Source organism: Actinomyces provencensis (genome assembly GCF_900155435.1).
GTDB classification, from domain to species: Bacteria; Actinomycetota; Actinomycetes; order Actinomycetales; family Actinomycetaceae; genus Pauljensenia; species Pauljensenia provencensis.
This window is the reverse complement of the sequence record NZ_LT700212.1, coordinates 2,126,650-2,151,921: the sequence shown is the minus strand read 5'-3', so window position 1 is coordinate 2,151,921 and position 25,272 is coordinate 2,126,650. Positions and strand designations below refer to the sequence as shown.

Genomic DNA, 25,272 nt, shown 5'->3' with positions numbered 1-25,272 from the left:
CGCGGCGTTGCGCGCCACGGCGGCGTCGAGGGCGCGCACACGCTCCACCGCCAGCAGCGCAATCTCCTGGGTCCGGGTGTCCTCGGCCTCGTCGCCCCCCCGACGCGTCCCGTGGGGCCACACGGCAGGTGCATCGTCGACGCCCGGGGCGCTGCGATCGGGGAGCTCGAACTCGTCGATGACGCGCTGGTCCCGCGACCGACGGCTCGGCAGCGCGGCGAGGGCCTGCCCGGACCCGCCCAGTGAGGTGACGAGGGTCTCCCGGGTGGGGGCGTCGAGGTCGGCGGCGATCTGACCGTCCACGAGGTGGAGGACGCGGTCGGCCCACAGTGCCGCCTCGGGGTCATGGGTGACCATCACCACCGTCTGGCCCATGGAGTCGACCGCGGACCGCAGCAGGGAGAGGACCTCCCGGGAGGAGGCGGAGTCGAGGTTGCCCGTGGGCTCGTCGGCGAACACCACCGAGGGCCCCGTCGCGACGGCACGGGCGATGGCCACGCGCTGCTGCTGGCCCCCGGAAAGCTCGGAGGGCCGGTGATCGAGCCGGTCCACGAGCCCGAAGGCCTCCGCCACCTCCGCCAACCTCTGCTCGGAGACGTGGCGCCCGGCGATGGTCGCGGGCAGGGTGATGTTGTCGCGCGCACTCAGGGTCGGGACCAGGTTGAACCCCTGGAAGACGAAGCCGATGGAGTCGCGTCGCAGGGCCGTCAGGGCATCGTCGTCGAGGGCGGTGAGGTCGTGACCGTCCAGGATCACCCTGCCCGAGGTGGGTGTGTCGAGGCCGGCCAGGAGCTGCATCAACGTGGACTTGCCGGATCCCGAGGGACCCATGACGGCCGTGAGGTGGCCTCTCATGATGTCCAGGTCCACCCCGTCCAGGGCCTGCACCGCGCTCGCGCCGCTTCCGTACACCTTGGTCAGGTCGAGTGCGCGCACCACGACCTCGCGGGGCACGGGGACGTCCCGGGTGCCACGATCCGTGCGGCGCCTCCAGGGCCACCACCACCTGCGGCGCGGCCGGGCATGGGAGGAGGACATGGCTCCATTGTCCCCCGTGGGAGCGGAGCGGGGGCCCTCCGCGGGTCGCGTGCCGTCCATCCCCTGCGCGCCCGTCGACGAGGGCGGGGGCAGGAGCTGGCGGGGCTGCGGCGCGGAGATCGAAAAACCCCGGGATCCCTGTGGGATCCCGGGGTACTGGTGGCTCCGACCGGCGTCGATCCGGTGACCTTTCGATTTTCAGTCGAACGCTCTACCAACTGAGCTACAGAGCCAGGACCGGACCTACCGGTCTGGTCGGCGACCCCGACGGGACTTGAACCCGCGACCTCCGCCGTGACAGGGCGGCGCGCTAACCAACTGCGCTACGGGGCCTCGCAACAGGTACGAGACCTATTGAGTTGTTGCCATCCACCACCGCGACTCCGGGAGGAGCGCTCCCGAAGGAGTACCCCCAACGGGATTCGAACCCGTGTCGCCGCCGTGAAAGGGCGGTGTCCTGGGCCACTAGACGATGGGGGCCCGGTGGCCGTCGGACTTGCGCCCGAGGACGAGGAAGATCATATGCAGAACGGCGTGGCCTTGGCAAAACGGGGGCCTGTGAGCCCACTCACCGCGAGCTCCCGTCCCGGTCCCTGTGACCTCCCAGCCCTCCCGCCTAGGCTGGGGGCATGATCGTGGCAGCGGACACCGGGGACCAGGCGGTGCAGAGCGCACTGAACGTCGCGTACCTCGTGCTGGGTGTCGTCATCGGAGTGGTCGCGGGCATCGTCCTGGCCTTCGTGATCTCCCTGCTCATGCGGGCAGCGCTGGGGCGCACCCGCATCATCTCGGCACTCCTGCACCGGACGCGCGGCCCGTTCTACTGGGCACTCATGGCATGGGGGGCGTGGTTGGGGTACAGGATCGCCCTGGACATCGATCTCCAGGGTGCGGATGCCTCCACGATCCAGGCTGCGGGCTGGGTCACCTTCGGGCACCAGGTGCTGCGCGTCCTGGGGATTGCTGCAACCACGTGGGTCCTCTACTCCGCGATGTGGGTGGTCGAGGACGCGGCCCGTCTGCGCCACGCGGCGGACGGAGGGGTCTCACGTCGCTTCGAGACCCAGGCCCAGGTGCTGCGGCGCCTCCTCCAGGCCGTGGTGGTCCTCATCGGGCTGTCCTGGGCGGTCCTCGTCACCTTCCCCGGCGTGAGCACGGTGATGAGCACGGTGCTCGCATCCGCGGGCGTCGTCTCCGTCATCGCCGGCCTCGCCGCCCAGGCCACCCTGGGCAACGTCTTCGCCGGCATCCAGCTGGCCTTCACGGATGCCATCCGGGTGGGGGACGTGGTGGTGGTCGGCGACAACCAGGACTCCGGTGCGATCGAGGAGATCACCCTCACCTACGTCGTGGTGCGTGTGTGGGACGAGCGACGCCTGATCATGCCCTCCACGGAGTTCGCCTCCAAGCCCTTCGAGAACTGGACGCGCCGCGCTGCGCGCCAGCTCGGCACCATCGAACTCACCCTGGACTGGGCGGCGCCCATGGCGCAGATCCGCGAGAAGGTCGAGCACCTGCTGCTCGCCACCAACCTGTGGGACGGGCGTACCTGGAGTGTGCAGATGACCGACTCCGACGCGAATTCCGTGACGGTGCGCGTCCTGGTCTCCGCCAAGGACTCCGGAGCTCTGTGGGACCTGCGGTGCTACCTGCGGGAGAACCTGATCTCGTGGATCTCCTCGGAGGAGGCGTGGGCCCGTCCGGTCGAGCGCTACCAGCTCCAGGACACGGTGACCGTGACACACGACACCTCACGGGAGGTGGTCGCGCGCCTGGCCACCGAGCTGTCGGGCATCGCCGGACCGGACACGACCGCCGGGGGTGGGAAGTCCCACACCGGCACGGATGACGGGTCCGCTCCCGCACCCGCCCAGGCCGACGTGAAGCCTCTCGACGCCTTCCACGCCGCGCGTGTCCAGGCGGCCCGTCGCAAGGCGAAGCGGGCGCGTCGACGCGCCCTGGTCGCCCGCCAACGTGAGGCAGCCAGCGGGGGACCGGCGAAGGATGCCTCGGAGGTGAGTCCTGCCCCCACGGATGCCTCCGGCGTCCCCGACTCGGAACGCACCCGGGTCTTCACCGTGGACGAACTCCAGGAGATCGCCCGTCGCTATGACGAGGCCACCGCGACGCGCCTCGCCCGGGAGGCACCCCCGTCCCCCTCACCCGACCCGGCCTCCACCACCGGGGCATCCGGAGCGGGAGCCACCGCAGGGCCGACGGGNTCCGCCGGTGGGGTGGACACCACCGCGGGGGGGACCGGTTCCGGAGGCGGGGACGTCCCCGCAGGTGTCACCGGTGCCCTGTCCGCCGGGACGCACACGGACCCGCACCCGCCCTCGTCGGCCCCCCTGGGTGACCCGGAGCCCCCGGCACTGGTCCCCGCGGCACTGAAGGTCCTCCCCCGCCTGAAGGGCGCCTTCTCCCTGGTATTCATGGACGAGCACACGCTCTACGCTGCGCGTGACCCCCACGGCTACCGGCCCCTGGTGCTCGGGCGCCTGTCACGGGGCTGGGTGGTGGCCTCGGAGACCTCCGCCCTGGACCTGGTGGGCGCCACCTTCGTGCGCGAGGTCGAGCCGGGGGAACTCATCGCCATCGACGACAACGGTGTGCACTCCCGCCGCTTCGCCGTCACCCGCGCCAGCACCTGCGTCTTCGAGTACGTCTACCTGGCCCGTCCCGACACCATCATCGGTGGTCGCCAGATCGTGGCGACGCGGCGGCGCATGGGGGCGATCCTGGCCCAGGAGAACCCCGTCGACGCCGACCTGGTGATCCCCACCCCGGAGTCCGGGACACCCGCAGCCATCGGCTACGCCCAGGAGTCCGGGATCCCCTTCGCCCAGGGTCTGGTGAAGAACTCCTACGTGGGGCGCACCTTCATCCAACCCACGCAGTCGTTGCGCCAGCTCGGCATCCGCCTCAAGCTCAACCCGCTGCGCGAGGTCATCGAGGGCAAGCGGCTCATCGTCATCGACGACTCGATCGTGCGCGGCAACACCCAGCGCGCCCTGGTGCGGATGCTGCGTGAGGCCGGGGCCGCGGAGGTCCACGTGCGCATCTCCTCGCCGCCCGTGAACTGGCCCTGCTTCTTCGGCATCGACTTCCCCACGCGGGCGGAGCTGATCGCCGCCTCCATGGACGTGACCGAGGTGTGCTCCTCCATCGGGGCGGACTCACTCGGCTACCTCTCGTTGAGGGGCATGGTGGAGGCGACCGGACAGGGGACCAGCCTCTGCCTGGGCTGCTTCTCCGGCTCCTACCCGGAGACGATCGAGAAGGGCACCCCGATCCCCGGCACCCCCGGCGCCACGGTCTGACCCCCGTGCTCCCCATGCCGAAGTCCGCTCACTTCTGGGGTCGAAGTCCGCTCTCTTCTGCCCTCGAAGTCCGCTCTCCCGCCGGCCGAGGTCCGCTCCCGTCGTCCGCGCAACCCGGCCCGGCTCCCTCCCCGGCCCTCCTCCAGTCGTCCCTCCCCACCACCCCGTCCCCCAGGAGCACCCATGAGTGAGCAGACACCCCTCGACTACGCCTCCGCGGGCGTCGACACCGCCGCCGGGGACCGGGCCGTGGAGCTGATGAAGTCCGCGGTCTCGCGCACCCACGACTCCACGGTCCTCTCCGCCACGGGCGGCTTCGCGGGCATGGTGGACGCCTCGGCGCTGCTGGGCATGCGCCGCCCCCTGCTGGCCACCTCCACCGACGGGGTGGGCACGAAGATCGCCATCGCACAGGCGTTGGGCGTCCACGACACCATCGGCCAGGACCTGGTGGGCATGGTCGTCGACGACATCGTCGTGGTGGGGGCGCGCCCCGTGCTCATGACCGACTACATCGCCTGCGGGAAGGTCATCCCCGAGAGGATCGCCGCCATCGTCACCGGCATCGCGCGCGCCTGTGAGGCGGTCGGATGCCCGCTGGTGGGTGGGGAGACCGCCGAGCACCCCGGGCTCATGGCGCCCGAGGACTACGACATCGCGGGTGCGGCCACGGGCGTCGTGGACGCAGACCTGGTGCTGGGGCCGCAGCGGGTGCGTGCTGGTGACGTCCTGGTGGCCATGGCCTCCTCCGGGCTCCACTCCAACGGGTACTCGCTGGTGAGGCGCGTCGTCGAGCTCTCTGGCGCGGACCTCGGGCACGAGGTCGAGGCCTTCGGACGCACCCTGGGCGAGGAACTGCTGGAACCCACCCGCCTGTACACGAAGGTCTGCCTGGACCTGGTCGAGGCACTGGGCGTGGGCGAGGACGGCCTCCACGCCCTCTCCCACGTGACGGGTGGCGGGCTGGGTGCGAACCTGGCGCGCGTGCTGCCGGTCGGGCTGGGTGCGAGGGTCGAGCGCGGTTCCTGGGTGGTGCCCGCGGTCTTCGACTGGGTGCGCCGGAGCGGCAGCATCTCCTGGGAGGCCCTGGAGGACTCACTCAACCTGGGCGTCGGCATGGTGGCGGTGGTCGGCGCGGACGCCGCCGAAGAGGCGCTGGCCACCGTGCGCGGGGCGGGCATCGACGCGTGGGTGCTCGGGGACGTGGACGAGGGCGACCACGGGCTCTCCCGGGCGGGGGCGGACATCCGCACGGTGTCCGGTACCAAGGGGGTCCAGGGTGGGAGCGTCGAGCTGCACGGGACGTACCTCACGGCCTGAGTGCACCGAGCCGCGCAGTCGACCACCACACGGTCGGCCCGTCCAAGGGCCGGGAGGTGGGTGGGGTGTGGGTCTGCCGGACTCCGCTCCACGCCGGCCCCGACGCCGGGTGCGTTCCCGCCGAAGTCGACGGGGCGAGGCGGCGGTGGTTCCGGTCATTCACACCGGAGCCGCGCCACCCCGCGGGGTGTGCGCAGCGCCCATGGACCCACCGTGCCCCCGGAGGTGTGGGGTGGACAGGTGGAATCCGGAGGGTGTGGGGTCAGTGACCCGATCCGGTGTGGGACCAGACGTCCTGGTCCGGATCGTCGGAGTCGTCGTCAGCTTCCTCGGCGTACTTCGAGTACGGGTCGTGGTCCGAGTCCCCGTGTGCCGAGGCCAGCTCCCGCTGGAGGGCACTGAGATCGGTATCAGGGCTGAAGTACTTCAGCTTGCGTGCGACTTTCGTCTGCTTGGCCTTCTGACGGCCGCGCCCCATGGCGTCGACCCCCTCCACGTCGTGCGGGTCCGCAACAGCGGTTCCCTGATCTGGTCAAAATCTGTCGTGGGGCCATCATAGCGTGCAGACCCCCGGCGGTCGCATTCCGGTCCGTGGACACCAGCGGACGGACGTGGTCATGGGTGCGTGCCACACCGGCAGCGGTGCGATGCCCGGGTGCCCCGGATGTGTGTGCTCAGGAATGGCGTCGGACTGCGCGCAGGACGCACAGGCCGACCACTCCGGCCGTCGCTGCTGCCACGGCCCCCACGCGCACAAGCGCCTCGCGGTCGCCCGAGCGGGCGTCCTCGAAGGTGTCGCTGGCGCGCTCGCGCAGGCGCTTGGCCGTGGAGAGGGAGAGATCCCACAGTTCCGCGGCCTTCACCTGTGCCCGGTCTCGGGCCCGGCGGACCTGGGTGGACGGCTTGAGTGTCTGGACCAGCTCGTCGACCGTGGCACTCATCTGGGCGCGTGTGGCGGCCAGATCTGCCTGGATCTGTTCAGGGGTGCGGATGTCCTGGTCGCTCACTTGCCCAGCCCCTTCTTGAAGGCGTCGACGTCCTGCTGCAGTCCGACCTGCGGGGTCGGTGTGTGTTCCTGGCCCTTCTTGACCAGCTTCACACCGATCAGGACGAGGACCGCGATGACCACGGCGATGAGGGCCGTGACGATGAGTGCCGCTGCCCAGGCGGGCAGTGCCACGGCGATGGCCACCTCGATGGTGTGGAAGATCCACCAGAGCAGGTACAGGGCCAGGAAGGCACCGACCGCGATGAGGGCGCCGCCTGCGCCGACCTTCTTGATGAATGCGGTGGCCTTGGTCTTGGTGAGTTCGATCTCGCCCTGGACCAGGGTCGACACCTGCTCGGACAGCTTCGCGAAGAGCTCGCCCAAGGTGGCCGGTCTCCCCTGCGCCGGGTCGTCGTCGGACAGCCCCGGTCCGAACCGGTGGTCCTCGTCAGTCGACATCGCGTGCACTCTCCTTCATACGTACCCCGGGGCCTCCGTCCAGGTCCCGCTGAGTGACCAGTCTCCCACAGCATCGTGCACATCCGTCCGGTGGGCATGACGTGCGGGGGGCCAGCTGTGATGCTGGACCCTCCCGCCGGGGGCGCCAGCAGCCGAGGGTCTGTTCCCATTGTGCGGCATTCCCCACGACTGCGCGGGACGAGCACCTCGGGATCCCGCTCGACGGCCCGACGTCGGTCGCGGATACCGTGCACAACTGCACCGGTCCGACCTGCTCAGCCGTGTGCGTCGGTCCCGCCCTCGTCGGGCACGACCGGGCCGGGCAGCTCCCCGAGGATGCGGCGTGCCTGCTCCACGACCTCCGCGGACTCGGCGGGGAGTGCGGGAGTGGGGGAGAGGCGCTCGAGGGCGGTCCGGATCTGGTCCGCGCCGAGTTCCTCACGCAGCGCGTCGGGTGCCGCGGCGTTGCGCGCCACGGCGGCGTCGAGGGCGCGCACACGCTCCACCGCCAGCAGCGCAATCTCCTGGGTCCGGGTGTCCTCGGCCTCGTCGCCCCCCCGACGCGTCCCGTGGGGCCACACGGCAGGTGCATCGTCGACGCCCGGGGCGCTGCGATCGGGGAGCTCGAACTCGTCGATGACGCGCTGGTCCCGCGACCGACGGCTCGGCAGCGCGGCGAGGGCCTGCCCGGACCCGCCCAGTGAGGTGACGAGGGTCTCCCGGGTGGGGGCGTCGAGGTCGGCGGCGATCTGACCGTCCACGAGGTGGAGGACGCGGTCGGCCCACAGTGCCGCCTCGGGGTCATGGGTGACCATCACCACCGTCTGGCCCATGGAGTCGACCGCGGACCGCAGCAGGGAGAGGACCTCCCGGGAGGAGGCGGAGTCGAGGTTGCCCGTGGGCTCGTCGGCGAACACCACCGAGGGCCCCGTCGCGACGGCACGGGCGATGGCCACGCGCTGCTGCTGGCCCCCGGAAAGCTCGGAGGGCCGGTGATCGAGCCGGTCCACGAGCCCGAAGGCCTCCGCCACCTCCGCCAACCTCTGCTCGGAGACGTGGCGCCCGGCGATGGTCGCGGGCAGGGTGATGTTGTCGCGCGCACTCAGGGTCGGGACCAGGTTGAACCCCTGGAAGACGAAGCCGATGGAGTCGCGTCGCAGGGCCGTCAGGGCATCGTCGTCGAGGGCGGTGAGGTCGTGACCGTCCAGGATCACCCTGCCCGAGGTGGGTGTGTCGAGGCCGGCCAGGAGCTGCATCAACGTGGACTTGCCGGATCCCGAGGGACCCATGACGGCCGTGAGGTGGCCTCTCATGATGTCCAGGTCCACCCCGTCCAGGGCCTGCACCGCGCTCGCGCCGCTTCCGTACACCTTGGTCAGGTCGAGTGCGCGCACCACGACCTCGCGGGGCACNGCCGTCGTCCGCCCCCGCGCGGGGAGCGGCCGCCCGCACCGCGCAGGCAGCGGAGGAGGCGGCGTCGCCCTCGTCGACGTCCGGGACGGGCGTGCCCGCACAGGACACGCCGACCCCTCCCGTCGGCAAGGGCGAGCGGCTCTACTCCGGGTCGCCCGATGCCGAGGAGCGCAGCGCGATCTTCTCCGGCCCCGGTGACGACGTGATGGCCGAGCGTGAGCAGACTGCGATGATGCGAGCGGTGCGCTCCGGCTCCGCCCTGACCGGTACCTCGGCGCCCCCCACGGATGAGGGGGTCGAGGTCGTGGTCAAGGCGTCCGCGGAGTCCGCCGACGACGGGGACGGGACCACAGGGGGTGACCCGCAGCAGGCCGAGCCGGGTGGGAAGCCCGGGGGCGGCGGGAAGCCGTCGAGCGGGTCGGGGGACGGACCTGCGCAGGAGAGCGGCGACGGGCCCCGGATCAGGGTCGCAACGGATGACGAGGCGCTCGATGCCACGCGTGTCATGCCAGCGATCCACCCGGATGGCTCCGGGCAGGCGGACTGACCTGCGCCCCACACCTCCCCGCGGTGGCGCCGCAGCCGGGGTGCGCCGACAATCGGGGTATGACCGAGAAGCCTGACCGCACCGAGATCGAGTGGCGCCGCGTGCTGTCGCCGATGGAGCACCACGTGCTGCGCGAAGCCGGGACGGAGCGCCCCTTCACGGGTGAGCTCCTGGGCGAGGACCGGGAGGGGGTCTACCGCTGCCGGGCCTGCGGGGCGGAGCTGTTCCGGTCCGACACCAAGTTCGACTCCCACTGCGGTTGGCCGAGCTTCTTCGACCCGGAGGACGCGGCCGTGACCACCTCGACCGACTCCTCGCACGGGATGGTGCGCACCGAGGTCCGCTGCGCGAACTGCGGCTCCCACCTGGGCCACGTCTTCGAGGACGCGCCCGAGCAGCCCACCGGGCTGCGCTACTGCATGAACTCCGTGGCACTCACCTTCGACCCAGCGGGGGAGTGAGTCCGGGCGCCTGCACGTCCGGGGTCCCGGAGGTGGCAGGCTGGGGCGGTGGAATCCCGTCCCGACGCCGCCCGGCTGGTTGAGCGTGTCCCCGCCCAGCTCTTCATCGTCGCCTCCGCCCTGGTCCAGTACATCGGCGCGGCCATCGCCGTCGGGCTCTTCGCGGTCATCGAACCGGCATCGGTCGCATGGTGGCGCGTGACGGTGGCGGCCGTCGTGCTCCTGGTCTGGCGCCGCCCGTGGCGGGCGGGCCTGGGGTTCGGCGACCTGTGGCGCTCGGCGGTCTTCGGCCTCGTGCTCACGGGGATGAACATCTCCTTCTACGAGGCCATCGCCCGCATCCCGTTGGGGGTCGCGGTGTCCCTGGAGTTCCTGGGCCCGGTGTCCGTGGCGGTCCTGCGGGGTCGGGGCGTGGCGCCGCGTGTCGCCGCGGGACTCGCACTGGGCGGGGTGGTGGCCATCGGTGGCCTCGGACTGGACCTGGGCACCCCCGGGGTGGGTGCCGGGATCGCATGGATCCTGGCGGCTGCGGCGCTGTGGGCGGGCTACATCGTGCTGGGTCAGCGCATCGCCTCGCGCCGCTCGGGGATCACCAACCTCGCTCTCGGTTGCGCGGTCGGGGGCCTCGTGTTCGCACCGGTCCTCGCGCCCGGGGGTTCGGCCGTGTTCACTTCCTGGCACCTGGCGGCAGCAGTGGTCGGAGTCGGGGTGCTCTCCACCGTCCTGCCCTACTCCTTCGAGGCCCTGGCCATGTCGCGCCTGAGTGCCGCGACCTTCGCCCTGTTCACGGCGCTCCTGCCCGCCACCTCCGCCCTCGTGGGAGCCGTCATGCTGCGTCAGGTGCCCGGGGTGTGGGAGCTGGCCGGGCTGGTCCTCATCTCGGTGGCGGTCTGGGTGGCCTCGCGCAGTGAGCAGGGGAGCATGCCGGTCGGTGGGGTGGACGGGTCGGGGGAGTTGGACGGGTCGGGGGAGTCGGGCGGGCCACTGACCGAGTGATTCATCGCGGACCCTCGCCCGCCACTGGAGGATCGGTCGACCGAAGGGCCTTCGCAGGGCTTGGAGGAGCACGCGGCGGATGTCTGTTTCTGTGTGTGCTCAATTTTTGTGAGTGCCTCCGAAAGTGATGACACGCTCCGTCGGCCTCGTGGGCATTCAGGATGGTCACTGCTGATGGTCGGCGTGCTCGACGTGGACGGGGCGGTCGGCGTGGTCGGGTACCAGCGACCTGCATGCGTGCAGCGGGTCGGGCCGCCTGACGCGCGGGCTGATCCACGTGCGCGGACGTTCCGCGAACTGTGCCCGCACCTGCGGGCACGGGTTCTCGCCAGGAAGCGGTCAGTCCGCCAGTACCGGCACGCCGTCACGGGAGCCGCCTGCGCGTCCCACGGCCAGGAAGGAGACCCAGGCCAGGGTCACACCCACGACCATGACCAGCAGCATCGGTACGGCACTGGTCCCGCCCCCGGAGCTCGCCAGTGGGGCCGAGAGTGCGGTCGCGAGGGACTGGACCAGACCCAGGACCGCCGAGGCCGTCCCCGCGAGCAAGGGCACACTGCCCAGGGCGAGGGCCGCAGAGTTCCCGAAGACGAAGGACTGTGCCGACATCAGCACCACGAAGCCCACGCACAGTGGCACCAGGGCCGTGTCCCAGAGGAGCACCGAGCAGGCCAGGACCGCCACGGCGAGGGCGGACAGGGACAGGCCGGTGCGGATGAGGGTGCGAGGGTGCACCCAGCCCACCAGACGTGCGTTCAGCAGCGCGACCAGCATGGCCGTGGTCGCATTGGCCGCGAAGAACAGGGAGTACTGCAGGGGCGAGAGACCCTTCTGCACCTGGAGCACGTAGGAGGAGTTCGCGATGTAGGCGAACATGCAGAACCCGGAGAAGGCGCTGGTGAGCATGAACCCGACGAAGACGTGCTCTCGCAGCACGCCTGAGATCCCCGACACGAACCGTCCCATCCCGCCGCTGTGCCGTTGCTGCGGGGGCAGCGACTCGGGCACGAAGTGCCAGGCCAGGGTCATCATCACCAGCCCGAAGACCGTCAGGAACCAGAAGGTCTCGCGCCAGGTCGCCCACGTGGTGATCACCCCACCGAGCACCGGGGCGACCATGGGGGCCAGTCCTCCGATCGCCTGCAGCAGGGTCATCGTGCGGGCCAGTTGGTTCCCGTGCGTCAGGTCCACCAGCACGGCACGGCCCACGGCGGCGGCAGCCCCACCACCCAGGCCCTGCAGCAGACGGCCCGCGATGAGGACCCAGATCGTGGGGGCCAACGCACACACGAGGCCTCCCAGCGCACACAGCAGTCCTCCCAGGATCATCGGGACACGCCGGCCGAGCTGGTCGGAGATGGATCCTCCCAGGACCTGCCCGGTGCCCATCCCGATGAAGAAGGTGGTCAGTGTCAGACCCACCAGGGAGGAGGTGGTGGCCAGCGACTCGGTGACCTGTGGGAATGCGGGGGAGTACATGTCCGTGGCGAAGGGTGGCACCGCGTTCTGCACGGCCAGGGCCACCAGCAGACCGACGGTGACTGCTCCTCCGGTGAACCCGTGCGCGTCCCCGCTCCCGGGAGCGCCCTCGTCGCCGTGCGCGTCCCCGCCCCCGAGACTGCCCTGGTCCCCGTGCATGTTCCCGCCCTCGTCCCGGGGCCGGCTCCGGCCCCTTCCGCCCGCGGAGTCACCCAGTCGCACGACTCCGCCGCCTCCTCTGTTCCCGCGCCCGGGGGAGTGCCCAGCCGGTCGCGTGCCCGTGGCCGCCCCCCGCGGCGTCCCGCGTTCACGAGGGCGGACCTGAGGACTGTACTCCGGGGAACCCTCCCGGGCGCCGGGGTCGTCCACGACGTGGAGAGGGGCGGGTCCGGGGTGTCGGTGTGCGGGCCCCGGGGGCGGGTGCGGTCAGCAGGGGACGAGGAGCTTGGTGTACGTCGAGTGCGTCTCCACGCCGATGACCTCGGGTTCCCCGTGGTGGGCGACGTGGACCATCAGGGCCTCCGAGGTCGCCAACCAGGGCGACTCGCCCGGGTACGCACCCTTCAGCTGGGTGGGGGTGGCGTCCTGGAGCGGGGCCATGAGCAGGGGCAGGGTCGGGCGGTGCACGCACAGGACGGTCGGGTCGTGGGGGCGGGAGACCAGATCGGTCACCACGGCCTGCGCGGCACCGGGGTCACGACGGGCGGCCTCCTCGGTGAGGGCGTCGATGAGCCGGGGCTGGATGCCGGCGAGGGAGGCGTAGGGCCCGATGGTCGCGCGGCAACGGGTCCAGGGGGAGCTGTTGAGTTCCGTGGTCCCGAAGGCCGAGAGCAGTTCCACCAGGTCGATGGACTGGCGCACCCCCAGGCGGGTGAGGACGCGAGTGCCCTCCTCACCGTGCCAGGAGGAGCGCGACACCGCCTTCGAGTGGCGCAGCAGCGTCAGCGTGGAGGTGACCAGGGTTCCTGCCTCCGCCCGGGTGACCAGCTCGGAGAGGAGGCGACGGTCGCCGCGGCGCGTGATCAGGGAGTGTGCCCTGGAGGGAGGCATCCACCGGGAGGAGTCGATCTCGCGGCGGGAGGCGGCCTGGACCGGGCGGCGCGTGCGCAGGGCGGGCCCCGGTCCCAGCGCCTGTCCCACCCAGTAGTGGACCTCCTTGGTGTGGCCGGCACCCAGTCGGTAGCGTTGCGTGGTCAGGGGCGCACCCAGGGCCACGGCGACACCCGTCTCCTCCTCGACCTCACGGACGGCCGCGACGGGGACGGGCTCGTTGACCTCCGTCTTGCCCTTGGGCCAGGACCAGTCCCCGTAGCGGGGGCGGTGCACGAGGAGGACCTCGATCTCGGTGGCGTCGACGGGTTCGCCGGGCACCGGGGTGCGGGAGTGGTCCCTGAACCTCCACACGAGTGACCCGGCCGCGCGGACGAGGCGCGAGGGGATCGGGGAGGGCTTGGACCTGGACACGTGTCAAGGGTAGCCGCCGCGGCGCCGGCCCTGCACACGGTCGGGGCGTGGAGGACGGTGCGTCTGCCTGCGGGACCTCTCCTGCGCGGACCGGACGGGGGGTGGGGTCCGCCCTCGCCAGCCCGGTGGGGCCGCCCTCGTGGTGTGGCCGGTTCCGCCCGGGTCACGGCGGCGGGTCCCGCCCCCGTCAACCCCGAGGGGGCATCAGCGGCCGATGACGCGCGCCGAGGCCTCCGCCATGAGGGTCGTCTGGATGTCCTCCAGGGGGCGGCCCCGCTTGTCGTGGGAGCGGCGCTTCCACGTGCCGTCCTTGCGCAGCGCCCACGAGGACGTCGTCGGTGCGACACCGCGCCGGACCAGGTCGGCGAGGTAGGAGACCTGGGCGGGGTCCGCGATGCGCACGAGCGCCTCGACACGGCGGTCGAGGTTGCGGTGCATGAGGTCCGCCGAGCCGATCCACACCTCCTCCTCGCCCTCGGGTCCGAACGCGTAGATGCGTGAGTGCTCCAGGTAGCGACCGAGGATGGAGCGCACACGGATGTTCTCCGACAGCCCGGGGACACCTGCCCGGATGGCGCAGATGCCGCGCACGAGGACGTCCACCTGCACCCCTGCCTGGGAGGCGCGGTAGAGGGCGTCGATGACGGCCTCGTCGACCACGGAGTTGACCTTGATGCCCACCCAGGCGTCCTGCCCGGCGCGTCTGCGCGCGATCTGGCCGTTGATGCGCTCGATGAGTCCCGGGCGGATCGACAGCGGTGCGACGAGGAGCCGGTGGAAGGTGGAGCGCGGAGCGTAGCCGGAGAGCTGGTTGAAGAGGCGCGTGAGGTCCTGGGCGACGTCGCGGTCGCAGGTCAGCAGGCCCAGGTCCTCGTAGCCGCGTGCCGTCTTGGGGTGGTAGTTGCCGGTGCCGATGTGGCAGTAGCGGCGCAGTCCGTCGGCCTCCTGGCGCACCACCAGGGAGAGCTTGCAGTGCGTCTTGAGACCCACCATGCCGTAGACCACGTGGACGCCGGCACGTTCGAGCTTGCGGGCCCAGGAGATGTTGGCCTCCTCGTCGAAGCGTGCCTTGATCTCGACGATGGCGACGACCTGCTTCCCGTTCTGGGCGGCCTCGATGAGGGCGGAGACGATCGGGGAGTCCCAGGAGGTGCGGTACAGCGTCTGCTTCATGGCCAGGACGTGGGGATCGCGGGCCGCCTGGCTGATGAAGGCCTGCACGGAGGTGGCGAAGGAGTCGTAGGGGTGGTGCAGGAGGACGTCGTGGCTGCGGATGGCGGCGAAGATGTCCGTGGGCCGCGCGGACTCGACCTCCGCGAGGCCGGCAGCCGTGACGGGGACGTACTTCGGGTACTTGAGATGGGTGATCTCCAGGTCGTGGAGGTCGTTGCACAGGGTGAGGTCCAGGGGGGCTGGGAGCTGGATGACGTCCGCGGAGGAGATCTCCAGCTTCTCCTCCAGGAAGTCCAGGACGAAGCGGGAGATCGTGTCCTCGACCTCCAACCTGACCACGGGTCCGAAGCGGCGGCGCAGGAGCTCCTCCTCCATGGCGGTGAGCAGGTTCTCCGCGTCGTCCTCCTCCACCTCCAGGTCCTCGTTGCGCGTGACGCGGAAGCTGTGCGCCTCCACGATCTCCACTCCGGGGAAGAGGTGCTCCAGGTGGGCGCGGACCACGTCCTCCAGGGTGATGAAGGTGGCGCCCGTCTCCGTGCCGACGAAGTCCTCGGGCGTGCCTCCGCGTCCTGCGGTGTCGACGTTGATGAGGCGCGGCAGGGACTGGGGGACCTTCACCCGGGCGAAGTGCAGCTTGTGGGTGACGGGGTTGCGCACCACCACCGCGAGGTTCAGGGACAGGCCCGAGATGTAGGGGAACGGGTGGGACGGGTCGACGGCCAGGGGGGTGAGCACCGGGAAGATCTGGCGGCGGAAGTAGGCCGTCATCCGGTCGCGCTGCTCGGGGGAGAGTGCCTCCCAGTGGCGCAGGTGGATGCCCTCGGCATCCAGGGCGGGCAGGATCTCCTCCTGGAAGTCACGGGCCTGGCGTGCCGTGAGCTCCCGGGTGCGTTTCTGGATCCCCTCCAGGACCTGGCGGGGCTCGAGGCCGGAGGCCGAGGCCTTCGCGATGCCCGCCGCCAGGCGCCGCTTGAGGCCGGCGACACGCACCATGTAGAACTCGTCCAGGTTCGAGGAGAAGATCGCGGAGAACCACCCGCGCTCCAGCAGCGGCAGGTCGAGGTCCTCCGACTGCTCGAGCACCCGCTCGTCGAAGGCCATCCAGGACAGTTCCCGCTCCGCGAACCGGCCCTTGGGGAGGGGTTCGTCCTCGCCCAGGGGGGTGGAGGTGTCGAGTGGCACCTCCAGGGTGGTCGAGGTGTCCCCACGGGTGGTCGGTTCGTCGTCGTACTCCGCGTCCTCGTGCTCGACGCCCACCAGGGAGGCGTCGTCGGCGGGGACGAAGAACTCGTCCGCGCGTGCCGCCTCGACGCCCTGTGCGGGGGCCGGTGCGGGATCCGGGGCGGCGTCGTCGCCCTCGTCGGGGGCGGGGCCGGGCCAGGAGTCGTCGGGGGCGGAGAAGGTGGGGGTGTCGGACATGGCGTCCCTTCCTGGGAGAGGTCAGCGGCAGGTGTACCAGGCGAAGGTGTCCGTCAGGTGTCAGTTGAGGGTGCCGACCTCGGCGTGGCGGGCGGCCTCGTCGAGTTCGTCGGCGGTGCGGACGAGGGCACGCGCACGGGTGGTGACCGGGTGCGCGAGCGGGTCGGAGGGGTCCTCGATCCAGGAGGCGCCGTGTGTCTCCCCGGCGGCGAGGACACGCATGAGGCGGGCGGAGGCGGTGATGATGTCGGCGAGGTCGTCGTCGGTGCGCCTGCCCTGGAGCAGGGCGTCGACCTCCCCCATGACCGTCGCGAGGTCGGGGACGGCGACGGGCGGCTCGAGCCCGGGGATGATGCGCGCCCCACGGCCCTCCTCGAAGCGGAGCTCGACGGGCACGCGGTCCTCCCGGTACCACTCGGCCAGGAGGTAGAGGCGCCACAGTGCCCCCGGGAGTGTGAACTCGGGGCTGCGGGACCACATGTCGGCCACGACGTCGGTGCCCTCCGTGCGGATCGTCTCGCGCAGCCGTGCCACGGCCTCCGGGCCGAACTCGTCGTCCCCCACCCCCATGAGTGCCCAGGCGGAGGTGTGGGCCAGTGCGGCGCCGTCTGCGGGGTCCTCGTCCCCGATGATGTACTCCGCGTCCTCGGCCTCGAGCATGGCGGGCCTGCGCGGGGTGCGGTGCTGCTGGGACATGGTGCCCTCCTCGGTGTCTGGGCGTCACGCGCGGCGGGTGGGACCCCGTCGCACGTGGCTCCGGCGCCCGTCCGCCACGGTGCGGTGACGTCGGCTCCTGACCGGTGGTGACCTCTACAATGGTCGGGCGGGCCTATAGCTCAATGGTAGAGCAGCGGACTTTTAATCCGTGGGTTCAGGGTTCGAGTCCCTGTGGGCCCACCGTTCCGCGGGCCGTGGTGCACCCACCGGTGTGGCCACCGACGTCGGTGCCCCTCCGTCTCCTTGTGCGGGCACTCCGCGGGGACGCGGGGACGACTTGCTATCATCGCCGTGGCGATGGATCCCGCCAGGGCGCGAGCCCGAACCGCCCCGATGGCTGATGGTTCCTGTCCACTGACACGAGGTGGGCGGGTCGTGCCCACCGGGAGGGAGTCGGAGATGGCTCCGCACGAGGTCCCCCAGCCCAGCATCGAACGCATGGTCCCCTTCGACGGGAGACCGGTGGTGGTGGGCGTCGTCCCCCACCAGGACCCCCTGGTGCTGCGCACCGCGGAGTCGCTCGCGCGGACCCTCGGATCGCCCGCCCTGCACCTCGCCTACGCCGACGTGTCCCGCTACGTCGTCGAGGAGCACCCCGACGGCAGCGTCGTCCACGCACCGATGAGCCCGGACTCCCTCGACGGGGACTGGACGCGGACGCGCGACGGTCTCGAGGCCTGGGCGCAGGACCAACTCGGCTCCGACGGGGTCCCCTGGTACTTCCACTACCTGGCGGGACGCCCGGACCGGGCCCTCACCCACCTCGCCCGTGCGGTCGACGCCTGCGTGCTCGTGGTGGGGACGAGGACGAGCGGGAGGGGCGCCCAGCTCAGGGAGTTCGTGACGGGCTCGGTGTCCACCCACCTCGCCCACCACCAGCACCGGCCCGTGCTCACGGTGCCGCTGGGAGTCGTCGACTGGAAGGACCTGGAGGGCCCGTGGCAGGCATGACACCGATCCCGGCGACGCGGCGGGCAGCGGCCCCCCTCCGGGTGCCCGTCACCGGGTGGGCGGGCCTCGTGGCGCTCGGTAGTGCGGTGGGCACCCTCGTCCGCGCGGCTCTGGAGGGGGCGTTCCCCCCGGCACCCGGGGCGTTCCCCTGGACCACGTTCCTCATCAACGTCCTCGGCTCCTTCCTGCTCGGCGCCCTCCAGGAGACGCTCGCACTCACGGGCCCCGACAGCGGGGTCCGCAAGGTGCTGCGCATCGGCGTGGGCACCGGGGTCATCGGGGGGTTCACCACCTACTCGACGTTCGTCCTCGAGGGTGAGCGCCTCCTCTCGCAGTTCGGCGCGGGCGCCCTCGTCGGCGTGGTCTACGTGCTGGTGAGCGTCCTCTGCGGGCTGGTCGCGGCCCNAGTGTGAACTCGGGGCTGCGGGACCACATGTCGGCCACGACGTCGGTGCCCTCCGTGCGGATCGTCTCGCGCAGCCGTGCCACGGCCTCCGGGCCGAACTCGTCGTCCCCCACCCCCATGAGTGCCCAGGCGGAGGTGTGGGCCAGTGCGGCGCCGTCTGCGGGGTCCTCGTCCCCGATGATGTACTCCGCGTCCTCGGCCTCGAGCATGGCGGGCCTGCGCGGGGTGCGGTGCTGCTGGGACATGGTGCCCTCCTCGGTGTCTGGGCGTCACGCGCGGCGGGTGGGACCCCGTCGCACGTGGCTCCGGCGCCCGTCCGCCACGGTGCGGTGACGTCGGCTCCTGACCGGTGGTGACCTCTACAATGGTCGGGCGGGCCTATAGCTCAATGGTAGAGCAGCGGACTTTTAATCCGTGGGTTCAGGGTTCGAGTCCCTGTGGGCCCACCGTTCCGCGGGCCGTGGTGCACCCACCGGTGTGGCCACCGACGTCGGTGCCCCTCCGTCTCCTTGTGCGGGCACTCCGCGGGGACGCGGGGACGACTTGCTATCATCGCCGTGGCGATGGATCCCGCCAGGGCGCGAGCCCGAACCGCCCCGATGGCTGATGGTTCCTGTCCACTGACACGAGGTGGGCGGGTCGTGCCCACCGGGAGGGAGTCGGAGATGGCTCCGCACGAGGTCCCCCAGCCCAGCATCGAACGCATGGTCCCCTTCGACGGGAGACCGGTGGTGGTGGGCGTCGTCCCCCACCAGGACCCCCTGGTGCTGCGCACCGCGGAGTCGCTCGCGCGGACCCTCGGATCGCCCGCCCTGCACCTCGCCTACGCCGACGTGTCCCGCTACGTCGTCGAGGAGCACCCCGACGGCAGCGTCGTCCACGCACCGATGAGCCCGGACTCCCTCGACGGGGACTGGACGCGGACGCGCGACGGTCTCGAGGCCTGGGCGCAGGACCAACTCGGCTCCGACGGGGTCCCCTGGTACTTCCACTACCTGGCGGGACGCCCGGACCGGGCCCTCACCCACCTCGCCCGTGCGGTCGACGCCTGCGTGCTCGTGGTGGGGACGAGGACGAGCGGGAGGGGCGCCCAGCTCAGGGAGTTCGTGACGGGCTCGGTGTCCACCCACCTCGCCCACCACCAGCACCGGCCCGTGCTCACGGTGCCGCTGGGAGTCGTCGACTGGAAGGACCTGGAGGGCCCGTGGCAGGCATGACACCGATCCCGGCGACGCGGCGGGCAGCGGCCCCCCTCCGGGTGCCCGTCACCGGGTGGGCGGGCCTCGTGGCGCTCGGTAGTGCGGTGGGCACCCTCGTCCGCGCGGCTCTGGAGGGGGCGTTCCCCCCGGCACCCGGGGCGTTCCCCTGGACCACGTTCCTCATCAACGTCCTCGGCTCCTTCCTGCTCGGCGCCCTCCAGGAGACGCTCGCACTCACGGGCCCCGACAGCGGGGTCCGCAAGGTGCTGCGCATCGGCGTGGGCACCGGGGTCATCGGGGGGTTCACCACCTACTCGACGTTCGTCCTCGAGGGTGAGCGCCTCCTCTCGCAGTTCGGCGCGGGCGCCCTCGTCGGCGTGGTCTACGTGCTGGTGAGCGTCCTCTGCGGGCTGGTCGCGGCCCTGGCCGGATTCCTGGCCGCAGGCGCGGTGGTGCGGTGGCGGGAGGGGCGTCGCGGTCGCGGGACGGGGACACCCGGTCCGGCCGGTGCAGGAGCGGGACCGTCGGGTCCCGCCACGGATGGGGAGGGACAGGCATGAGTCCGCTCATGTGGGTCGGCATCGCCCTCATGGGGGGACTCGGTGCCGCCATGCGATTCCTCGTCGACTCATGGGTCACGGCGAGGAACCGGCTGCCGATGCCCCTGGGCACCGTGGTCGTCAACGTCAGCGCCTGCTTCCTCATCGGGCTCCTCACGGGACTGGGGTCGCGTCTGCCCGCCGTGGCGGCCGTCGCGGCCCTGCTGGGCACGGGCCTGCTGGGGGGGTACTCGACCTTCAGCACCGCCAGCGTCGAGGGCGCCCGGCTCCTCCGCGCCGGCCGCCCGGTGGCCGGGGCCGTCCATGCGGGGGGCATGATCGTGCTCAGCCTGACGTCCGGGTGGGTGGGGATCCTGCTCGGCTCCTGACCTCCCCTGTGTGCCGGGCCCGCGGACCGACGGGTCCGGTGCACGACACCTCCGGGGACGGGGGTGGGTCCGTGTCGCGGGGTGACGGGCACCTGTGACCATGGCACGGTGGTGTCGTCCCGACGGAGGCCGTCGGGACGGGACGTGGAGCTCCCGGGCGGAAGGACGGACGGATGAGGTTGTGGTCGCTGCACCCGGTGTACCTCGACGGCAAGGGCCTGGTCGCCTGCTGGCGGGAGGCCCTCCTGGCACAGGCGGTGCTGGCCGGCCGCACCACCGGCTACACCCACCACCCCCAGCTGCGTCGCTTCCGTGGGACCCCTGACCCCCTGGCCGCCATCGGCGCGTACCTGGAGGGCCTCGCCGCGGAGGCCACGCGACGCGGCTACCACTTCGACACCTCCCGGATCATCCGGCGCAGCGCGGTGGGGGAGCAGGAGGGGGGACCGCGCGACCCGTGGCCCGTCATGGAGGTCACCACGGGGCAGCTGGCCCTCGAGCGGCGCCACCTGTCGGAGAAGCTGCGTCGACGCAGCCCCGGTGACCTCGCCCGACTCGAGGCCGTCGGGGGGGACGGTGTGGATCCGCATCCCCTCTTCCACCGTGTCCCGGGCGGCGTCGCCGACTGGGAGAGGGCCGAGGACGGTGGGAGCTGAGCGCTCCCGCAGCTGGTGGGCGCCGCGCCGGGGCCTCCGGACCCACGGGACGGGCCCGCACGGGTGGTCCGTCTCACAGGGTCGTTCACCGGATGTTCACCCGGGTCGATCCGCCCGGACACCTGCGCTCCCTAGCTTGTGGGACAGCCGGTCAACTCCGGCGTGATGATGAGCCGTCCGTCGGGCGGCAGAACGGAAGATGAAGATGTCACTGCGTTCCCGCTTCACCCGCACCGGTGTGGTCCTCGGTGCGGGCGCCCTCGTCGCCTCCCTCGCGGCCTGCGGTTCCTCCGCAGAGTCCGGTGACGACGCCTCCGGCGACTCCGCATCCGGCAGCGACGCCAGCACGACGGAGCTCTCCGGCTCCCTCGCCGGTGCCGGCGCCTCCTCACAGGAAGCGGCGATGGAGGCCTGGAAGGCCGGTTTCTCCGCCCAGCAACCCGATGTGACGCTCTCCTACGACGCGGTCGGCTCAGGTGCCGGCATCACCCAGTTCACCGACGGCCAGGTCGCCTGGGCCGGGTCCGACGCCCCGCTGGAGGGGGACGAGGTCGCCGCCGCCGAGCAGCGCTGCGGGGCGGCCGCCTGGGCCCTGCCCGTCTACATCTCCCCGGTCGCCGTGATCTTCAACCTGGACGGTGTCACCTCCCTCAACCTGGACGCCTCCACCATCGCGAAGATCTTCCGCGGTGAGATCACGAACTGGAACGACCCCGCCATCGCAGCCACCAACTCGGGTGTCACCCTGCCCGACCTGGCGATCACCCCCGTGCACCGCGCCGACAAGTCCGGCACCACCGAGAACTTCACCGAGTACCTCCACTCAGCGGCCCCCGACGTCTGGACCGACGAGGCCGGCAAGGACTGGCCGGTCTCCGGGGGCGAGTCCGGCGACAAGACCTCCGGCCTGGTCCAGGCCGTCCAGGCGGGCCAGGGCGCGATCGGCTACGCCGACGCCTCCCAGGCCGGCAGCCTCGGCACCGTCGCCCTGGAGGCCAAGGACGGCACATTCGTCTCCTTCTCCAACGACACGGCCGCAAAGGCCGCGGAGACGGCCACCCGGACCGAGGGTCACGAGGGCAACGACCTCGCGCTGTCGGTCAACCGCGTGCCCGACACCAACGACTCCTACCCGCTGGTGCTGATCTCCTACTCGATCGTGTGCTCCTCCTACTCCGACGCCACCGAGGGCGCGCTGGTCAAGGCCTTCGTCGCCTACCAGGTCTCCGAGGAGGGCCAGGAGATGGCCTCCGAGAACGCCGGGTCCGCTCCGCTGAGTGAGTCCCTGCGCTCCGAGGTCACCACCGCCCTCGACGCCATCCAGTGATCCTCCTGTCCCGCCCCCACACCCAGGACTGATCGACACATGAACAACACCGGGAAGACCGGGAATGCGGTCTTCAAGGGACTCGCGACCGCGGCGGCCGTGCTCATCCTCTGCACGCTCGCCGCCGTCGCGGTGTTCCTGGTCGTGCGGGCCTGGCCCGCACTGGGTGATCCCTCCGTCCGCTTCCGGACCATGGGATCCTCCGACGAGGTCTCCATCTGGGCCTTCACCGCGCCACAGGTCTTCGGCACCCTCCTCGGCGCCGTCCTCGCGATGGTCGTGGCCGTGCCCATCTCGGTGGGCATCGCGCTCTTCATCAGCCACTACGCGCCACGCCGCCTCGCCCAGGTCCTGGGATACCTGGTGGACCTGCTCGCCGCGATCCCCTCGGTCGTCTACGGCCTGTGGGGCGCGATCTGGTTGATCCCCAAGCTGGTCCCCCTCTGGACGTGGTTGGCGGAGCACGTGGGCTGGTTCCCCCTCTTCGCGGGACCCGCGTCCCCGACCGGTCGCGTCATCGCCTCCGCCGCCCTGATCCTCGCGGTCATGGTGTTGCCGATCATCACCTCCGTGTCGCGTGAGGTCTTCCTCCAGACGCCCCCCCTCCACGAGGAGGCCGCCCTGGCACTGGGAGCCACCCGCTGGGAGATGGTGCGCATCGCAGTCCTGCCCTTCGGGCGTTCCGGGGTCATCTCGGCCTCGATGCTGGGCCTGGGTCGAGCCCTCGGGGAGACGATGGCCGTCGTCATGGTCCTCTCCGTGGGCAATACCTTCTCCTGGCAGATCCTCCAGGCGGGCAAGCACTCGACCATCGCGGCCAACATCGCCCTGCAGTTCCCCGAGTCCACGGGGATCAACACCTCAGCCCTCATCGCCACGGGTCTGGCGCTCTTCGCGATCACGATGGTCGTCAACTCCATCGCCCGCTGGATCGTCTCGCGCCGGGCCGAGTTCTCGGGAGCCAACTGATGACGACCACCTCCGTCCCGGACTCCGGCACGCAGCGCGATGTGCGCAACGGGCGCACCTCGCCCTTCGCCTCCTCGGACCCCGCCTGGGACCGTCGCCGGGCCATCAAGGACAAGGTCGCCCTCGTCGGCGTCTCCCTGGCCTTCCTGGCCGCCATGGTCCCCCTCGTCTCCCTGGTCTGGACCGTCGTCTCCAACGGCTACCTGCGCCTGACCTGGTCCTTCCTCACCACGGACATGGTGGGTGTGTTCGGCGGCAGGCCGGACGGCGGGATCGCCCACGCGATCGTGGGCACCCTGATCGTCACCGCCTGGGCGACCGTCATCTCCGCCCCCATCGGGCTCTTCGCCGCGATCTACCTCGTCGAGTACGGGGCGGGGTCGCGCCTGGCGAAGGCCACGACCTTCTTCGTCGACGTCATGACAGGCATCCCCTCCATCGTCGCGGGCCTCTTCGCCGCCGCGCTCTTCACCCTCACGGTGGGGTCCGGGTACCGGGCCGGCATCATGGGTGCCGTGGCGCTCAGCGTGCTGATGATCCCCACTGTGGTGCGCTCCTCGGAGGAGATGCTGCGCCTGGTCCCCAACGAGCTGCGCGAGGCCTCCTACGCACTGGGCGTGCCCAAGTGGCGCACGATCGTCAAGGTCGTCCTGCGCACCTCCGCCGCGGGGCTGACGACCTCGGTGATGCTCGCCATCGCGCGTGTCATCGGCGAGACCGCCCCGCTGCTCATGACGGTCGGGTTCATCGAGAAGATGAACACGAACGCCTTCGACGGGCGCATGACCACGCTGCCCGTGTACGTCTACCGGCAGTACTCCCAGGGCCTGGCCACCTGCCGCGCCGGTGTCGAGAACTGCGTCACCACCATCAACTACGAGCGTGCCTGGGCCGCAGCCCTCGTGCTGATCATCATCGTCATGCTGCTCAACCTCATCGCCCGGGGCATCGCGCGCGCGTTCGCCCCCAAGGGTCGTTGACGAGGGCGGCCACTGCCGACCCCACGCCACGCCCCAGCGCCGAACCCCAGCATCACCCGCCCCGCCCCCGCCCCCAGAGACCACGAAGGACCACGATGCCCAACCGTCTGGAAATCACCGACGAGTCCATCTACTACGGCGACTTCCTCGCCGTGGAGGGTGTCACCGTCAACATCCCCGCCCATGCCATCACCGCCCTCATCGGGCCCTCCGGCTGCGGGAAGTCGACCTTCCTGCGCACCCTCAACCGCATGCACGAGGCCATCCCCGGGGCGCGTGTGGAGGGCGAGGTCCTGCTCGACGGCACCGACATCTACGGCAGGGACATCGACCCCGTCCAGGTCCGGCGGCGGGTGGGCATGGTCTTCCAGCGCCCCAACCCGTTCCCGACCATGTCGATCCGCGACAATGTGCTGGCCGGCGTCAAGCTCAACTCCCGCCGGATGTCGAGGTCGGACCAGGACACCCTGGTCGAGGAGTCCCTGCGCGGGTCCAACCTGTGGAACGAGGTCAAGGACCGCCTCGAGAAGCCCGGATCCTCCCTCTCGGGTGGGCAGCAGCAGCGTCTGTGCATCGCCCGTGCCATCGCCGTGCGCCCCGAGGTCCTCCTCATGGACGAGCCCTGCTCGGCCCTGGACCCGATCTCCACCCTCGCCATCGAGGACCTCATGAACGACCTCAAGGACGAGTACACGATCGTCATCGTCACCCACAACATGCAGCAGGCCGCCCGCGTCTCCGACCGGACCGGCTTCTTCAACCTCGAGGCGACCGGGAAGCCGGGACGTCTCGTGGAGTTCGATTCGACCGAGAAGATCTTCTCGACGCCTTCCGAGAAGGCGACCGAGGACTACATCTCGGGTCGTTTCGGCTGAGTCCCGGGGGCGGGACTCCTCGGGGGGTCGGGGCCGCGTGCCCCGGCCCCCCGATCCCGTCCGGCGGCGTCCCACGCCCCGCGCACGGGAGGAGTGGGATCAGCGCCGGGGCAGGGCGGGGTGGGGCGGGATCACCGCCGGTGCGGGGCGGGAGCAGCCCTGGGCTCGGAACGTGCTCACCGGCGGG

At 71.3% G+C, this 25,272-nt stretch carries 23 protein-coding genes, 5 tRNA genes, 2 pseudogenes and 2 riboswitches; of the genes and pseudogenes, 18 read left to right on the top strand and 12 right to left on the bottom strand.

The annotated features are described in order from the left end of the window. The 4 genes from BQ9890_RS14885 to BQ9890_RS09565 all read right to left on the bottom strand — a co-directional run. On the bottom strand, window positions 1-1,038 hold a 1,038-nt coding region (locus BQ9890_RS14885), incomplete at its 3' end, for an ABC transporter ATP-binding protein (protein ID WP_143226434.1). Window positions 1,039-1,195: 157 nt separating this feature from the next. Beyond that, window positions 1,196-1,271: transfer RNA gene (locus BQ9890_RS09575), tRNA-Phe, on the bottom strand. A gap of 26 nt (window positions 1,272-1,297) precedes the next feature. Beyond that, window positions 1,298-1,371 (bottom strand) — tRNA-Asp (locus BQ9890_RS09570). 74 nt (window positions 1,372-1,445) lie between these two features. Continuing rightward, a tRNA-Glu gene (locus BQ9890_RS09565) sits at window positions 1,446-1,518 on the bottom strand. Between the two features lie 149 nt (window positions 1,519-1,667). On the opposite strand from BQ9890_RS09565, the pseudogene BQ9890_RS16725 reads away from it, so the two are divergent. The 3 genes and pseudogenes from BQ9890_RS16725 to purM all read left to right on the top strand — a co-directional run. Then, window positions 1,668-2,456: pseudogene (locus BQ9890_RS16725) on the top strand (mechanosensitive ion channel family protein); the annotation flags it as partial. 936 nt (window positions 2,457-3,392) lie between these two features. Next, window positions 3,393-4,358, top strand: a pseudogene (gene purF / locus BQ9890_RS09555) (amidophosphoribosyltransferase); the annotation flags it as partial. A 183-nt stretch (window positions 4,359-4,541) separates the two neighbouring features. Beyond that, the gene (purM, locus tag BQ9890_RS09550) at window positions 4,542-5,678 is read left to right on the top strand and encodes a phosphoribosylformylglycinamidine cyclo-ligase (protein ID WP_075891109.1); all 1,137 of its coding nucleotides are present in this window, start codon (window positions 4,542-4,544) and stop codon (window positions 5,676-5,678) included. Window positions 5,679-5,940: 262 nt separating this feature from the next. Here the strand turns inward: purM and BQ9890_RS09545 are convergent, their stop codons facing one another. The 4 genes from BQ9890_RS09545 to BQ9890_RS14875 form a co-directional block, all read right to left on the bottom strand. After that, on the bottom strand, window positions 5,941-6,156 hold the full coding sequence (locus BQ9890_RS09545; protein WP_075892997.1) for a DUF3073 domain-containing protein: 216 nt from the start codon (window positions 6,154-6,156) through the stop codon (window positions 5,941-5,943). Between the two features lie 196 nt (window positions 6,157-6,352). Continuing rightward, a complete protein-coding gene (locus BQ9890_RS09540; protein WP_075891107.1) occupies window positions 6,353-6,685 on the bottom strand; it encodes a DUF3618 domain-containing protein in 333 nt (110 codons plus the stop codon). Continuing rightward, window positions 6,682-7,125 carry a phage holin family protein gene (locus tag BQ9890_RS09535; protein ID WP_075891105.1) on the bottom strand — a complete coding sequence of 148 codons (444 nt, stop codon included), beginning with the start codon at window positions 7,123-7,125 and terminating at the stop codon, window positions 6,682-6,684. The genes BQ9890_RS09540 and BQ9890_RS09535 overlap by 4 nt, the downstream gene beginning before the upstream one ends. A gap of 275 nt (window positions 7,126-7,400) precedes the next feature. Then, window positions 7,401-8,519, bottom strand: coding sequence for an ABC transporter ATP-binding protein (locus BQ9890_RS14875; protein ID WP_230297892.1), 1,119 nt, complete (start codon window positions 8,517-8,519; stop codon window positions 7,401-7,403). Between the two features lie 110 nt (window positions 8,520-8,629). On the opposite strand from BQ9890_RS14875, the gene BQ9890_RS09520 reads away from it, so the two are divergent. Genes BQ9890_RS09520 through BQ9890_RS09510 form a run of 3 tightly spaced genes read left to right on the top strand, consistent with a single transcriptional unit; the run spans window position 8,630 to window position 10,542 of the window. Further along, window positions 8,630-9,085: a hypothetical protein gene (locus BQ9890_RS09520; RefSeq protein WP_075891103.1), complete on the top strand. Its 456-nt coding sequence runs from the start codon at window positions 8,630-8,632 to the stop codon at window positions 9,083-9,085. A gap of 59 nt (window positions 9,086-9,144) precedes the next feature. Then, window positions 9,145-9,546, top strand: a complete 402-nt coding sequence (gene msrB / locus BQ9890_RS09515; protein WP_075891101.1) for a peptide-methionine (R)-S-oxide reductase MsrB — start codon at window positions 9,145-9,147, stop codon at window positions 9,544-9,546. Window positions 9,547-9,594: 48 nt separating this feature from the next. Continuing rightward, complete coding sequence (locus tag BQ9890_RS09510) at window positions 9,595-10,542, top strand: EamA family transporter (RefSeq protein WP_075891099.1); 948 nt, start codon at window positions 9,595-9,597, stop codon at window positions 10,540-10,542. A gap of 339 nt (window positions 10,543-10,881) precedes the next feature. Here the strand turns inward: BQ9890_RS09510 and BQ9890_RS09505 are convergent, their stop codons facing one another. The 4 genes from BQ9890_RS09505 to BQ9890_RS09490 form a co-directional block, all read right to left on the bottom strand. Next, window positions 10,882-12,180 (bottom strand): multidrug effflux MFS transporter, encoded by a 1,299-nt coding sequence (locus tag BQ9890_RS09505; protein WP_078062574.1) that lies wholly within the window; start codon window positions 12,178-12,180, stop codon window positions 10,882-10,884. Window positions 12,181-12,447: 267 nt separating this feature from the next. After that, a complete protein-coding gene (locus BQ9890_RS09500; RefSeq protein ID WP_075891097.1) occupies window positions 12,448-13,485 on the bottom strand; it encodes an NUDIX domain-containing protein in 1,038 nt (345 codons plus the stop codon). A 204-nt stretch (window positions 13,486-13,689) separates the two neighbouring features. Next, window positions 13,690-16,077, bottom strand: coding sequence for an RNA degradosome polyphosphate kinase (locus tag BQ9890_RS09495; protein WP_075891095.1), 2,388 nt, complete (start codon window positions 16,075-16,077; stop codon window positions 13,690-13,692). A 60-nt stretch (window positions 16,078-16,137) separates the two neighbouring features. Continuing rightward, window positions 16,138-16,773, bottom strand: coding sequence for a hypothetical protein (locus BQ9890_RS09490; RefSeq protein ID WP_043535747.1), 636 nt, complete (start codon window positions 16,771-16,773; stop codon window positions 16,138-16,140). Between the two features lie 129 nt (window positions 16,774-16,902). Here BQ9890_RS09490 and BQ9890_RS09485 point away from each other — a divergent pair. The 12 genes from BQ9890_RS09485 to pstB all read left to right on the top strand — a co-directional run bounded on the left by BQ9890_RS09485 (window position 16,903) and on the right by pstB (window position 25,085). Next, window positions 16,903-16,974, top strand: a tRNA-Lys gene (locus BQ9890_RS09485). Window positions 16,975-17,078: 104 nt separating this feature from the next. After that, window positions 17,079-17,151, top strand: a riboswitch (Fluoride riboswitch). A gap of 42 nt (window positions 17,152-17,193) precedes the next feature. Then, on the top strand, window positions 17,194-17,745 hold the full coding sequence (locus tag BQ9890_RS09480) for a universal stress protein (RefSeq protein ID WP_075891093.1): 552 nt from the start codon (window positions 17,194-17,196) through the stop codon (window positions 17,743-17,745). Then, window positions 17,742-18,158 (top strand): FluC/FEX family fluoride channel, encoded by a 417-nt coding sequence (locus tag BQ9890_RS09475; protein ID WP_078062356.1) that lies wholly within the window; start codon window positions 17,742-17,744, stop codon window positions 18,156-18,158. The genes BQ9890_RS09480 and BQ9890_RS09475 overlap by 4 nt, the downstream gene beginning before the upstream one ends. 367 nt (window positions 18,159-18,525) lie before the next feature. Beyond that, window positions 18,526-18,597 (top strand) — tRNA-Lys (locus BQ9890_RS09465). A 104-nt stretch (window positions 18,598-18,701) separates the two neighbouring features. Beyond that, window positions 18,702-18,774: riboswitch (Fluoride riboswitch) on the top strand. 42 nt (window positions 18,775-18,816) lie between these two features. After that, the gene (locus BQ9890_RS09460; protein ID WP_075891093.1) at window positions 18,817-19,368 is read left to right on the top strand and encodes a universal stress protein; all 552 of its coding nucleotides are present in this window, start codon (window positions 18,817-18,819) and stop codon (window positions 19,366-19,368) included. After that, window positions 19,365-19,910, top strand: coding sequence for a FluC/FEX family fluoride channel (locus BQ9890_RS09455; protein ID WP_078062573.1), 546 nt, complete (start codon window positions 19,365-19,367; stop codon window positions 19,908-19,910). Before BQ9890_RS09460 ends, BQ9890_RS09455 begins: the two co-directional genes overlap by 4 nt. Then, the gene (locus BQ9890_RS09450; RefSeq protein ID WP_075891089.1) at window positions 19,907-20,278 is read left to right on the top strand and encodes a fluoride efflux transporter FluC; all 372 of its coding nucleotides are present in this window, start codon (window positions 19,907-19,909) and stop codon (window positions 20,276-20,278) included. Before BQ9890_RS09455 ends, BQ9890_RS09450 begins: the two co-directional genes overlap by 4 nt. 173 nt (window positions 20,279-20,451) lie before the next feature. After that, the gene (locus BQ9890_RS09445) at window positions 20,452-20,934 is read left to right on the top strand and encodes a pyrimidine dimer DNA glycosylase/endonuclease V (RefSeq protein ID WP_075891087.1); all 483 of its coding nucleotides are present in this window, start codon (window positions 20,452-20,454) and stop codon (window positions 20,932-20,934) included. Window positions 20,935-21,133: 199 nt separating this feature from the next. Continuing rightward, window positions 21,134-22,261: a phosphate ABC transporter substrate-binding protein PstS gene (pstS, locus tag BQ9890_RS09440; protein ID WP_078062354.1), complete on the top strand. Its 1,128-nt coding sequence runs from the start codon at window positions 21,134-21,136 to the stop codon at window positions 22,259-22,261. Between the two features lie 39 nt (window positions 22,262-22,300). Continuing rightward, a complete protein-coding gene (gene pstC / locus BQ9890_RS09435; RefSeq protein ID WP_078062353.1) occupies window positions 22,301-23,230 on the top strand; it encodes a phosphate ABC transporter permease subunit PstC in 930 nt (309 codons plus the stop codon). Next, window positions 23,230-24,210, top strand: a complete 981-nt coding sequence (gene pstA, locus BQ9890_RS09430; RefSeq protein WP_075891085.1) for a phosphate ABC transporter permease PstA — start codon at window positions 23,230-23,232, stop codon at window positions 24,208-24,210. Before pstC ends, pstA begins: the two co-directional genes overlap by 1 nt. 95 nt (window positions 24,211-24,305) lie before the next feature. Continuing rightward, window positions 24,306-25,085, top strand: coding sequence for a phosphate ABC transporter ATP-binding protein PstB (gene pstB, locus BQ9890_RS09425; protein ID WP_075891083.1), 780 nt, complete (start codon window positions 24,306-24,308; stop codon window positions 25,083-25,085). The last annotated feature ends 187 nt before the right edge of the window (window positions 25,086-25,272 follow it).

Coding starts and splice junctions, on each gene's coding strand:
- msrB (WP_075891101.1), top strand. CDS start 9,145: ATGACCGAGAAGCCTGACCGCACCGAGATCGAGTGGCGCCGCGTGCTG.
- BQ9890_RS09545 (WP_075892997.1), bottom strand. CDS start 6,156: ATGGGGCGCGGCCGTCAGAAGGCCAAGCAGACGAAAGTCGCACGCAAG.
- BQ9890_RS09505 (WP_078062574.1), bottom strand. CDS start 12,180: ATGCACGGGGACCAGGGCAGTCTCGGGGGCGGGGACGCGCACGGCGAC.
- BQ9890_RS09445 (WP_075891087.1), top strand. CDS start 20,452: ATGAGGTTGTGGTCGCTGCACCCGGTGTACCTCGACGGCAAGGGCCTG.
- BQ9890_RS09535 (WP_075891105.1), bottom strand. CDS start 7,125: ATGTCGACTGACGAGGACCACCGGTTCGGACCGGGGCTGTCCGACGAC.
- pstC (WP_078062353.1), top strand. CDS start 22,301: ATGAACAACACCGGGAAGACCGGGAATGCGGTCTTCAAGGGACTCGCG.
- BQ9890_RS09455 (WP_078062573.1), top strand. CDS start 19,365: ATGACACCGATCCCGGCGACGCGGCGGGCAGCGGCCCCCCTCCGGGTG.
- BQ9890_RS09495 (WP_075891095.1), bottom strand. CDS start 16,077: ATGTCCGACACCCCCACCTTCTCCGCCCCCGACGACTCCTGGCCCGGC.
- pstA (WP_075891085.1), top strand. CDS start 23,230: ATGACGACCACCTCCGTCCCGGACTCCGGCACGCAGCGCGATGTGCGC.
- BQ9890_RS09450 (WP_075891089.1), top strand. CDS start 19,907: ATGAGTCCGCTCATGTGGGTCGGCATCGCCCTCATGGGGGGACTCGGT.
- BQ9890_RS09480 (WP_075891093.1), top strand. CDS start 17,194: ATGGCTCCGCACGAGGTCCCCCAGCCCAGCATCGAACGCATGGTCCCC.
- BQ9890_RS09460 (WP_075891093.1), top strand. CDS start 18,817: ATGGCTCCGCACGAGGTCCCCCAGCCCAGCATCGAACGCATGGTCCCC.
- purM (WP_075891109.1), top strand. CDS start 4,542: ATGAGTGAGCAGACACCCCTCGACTACGCCTCCGCGGGCGTCGACACC.
- pstS (WP_078062354.1), top strand. CDS start 21,134: ATGAAGATGTCACTGCGTTCCCGCTTCACCCGCACCGGTGTGGTCCTC.
- BQ9890_RS09490 (WP_043535747.1), bottom strand. CDS start 16,773: ATGTCCCAGCAGCACCGCACCCCGCGCAGGCCCGCCATGCTCGAGGCC.
- pstB (WP_075891083.1), top strand. CDS start 24,306: ATGCCCAACCGTCTGGAAATCACCGACGAGTCCATCTACTACGGCGAC.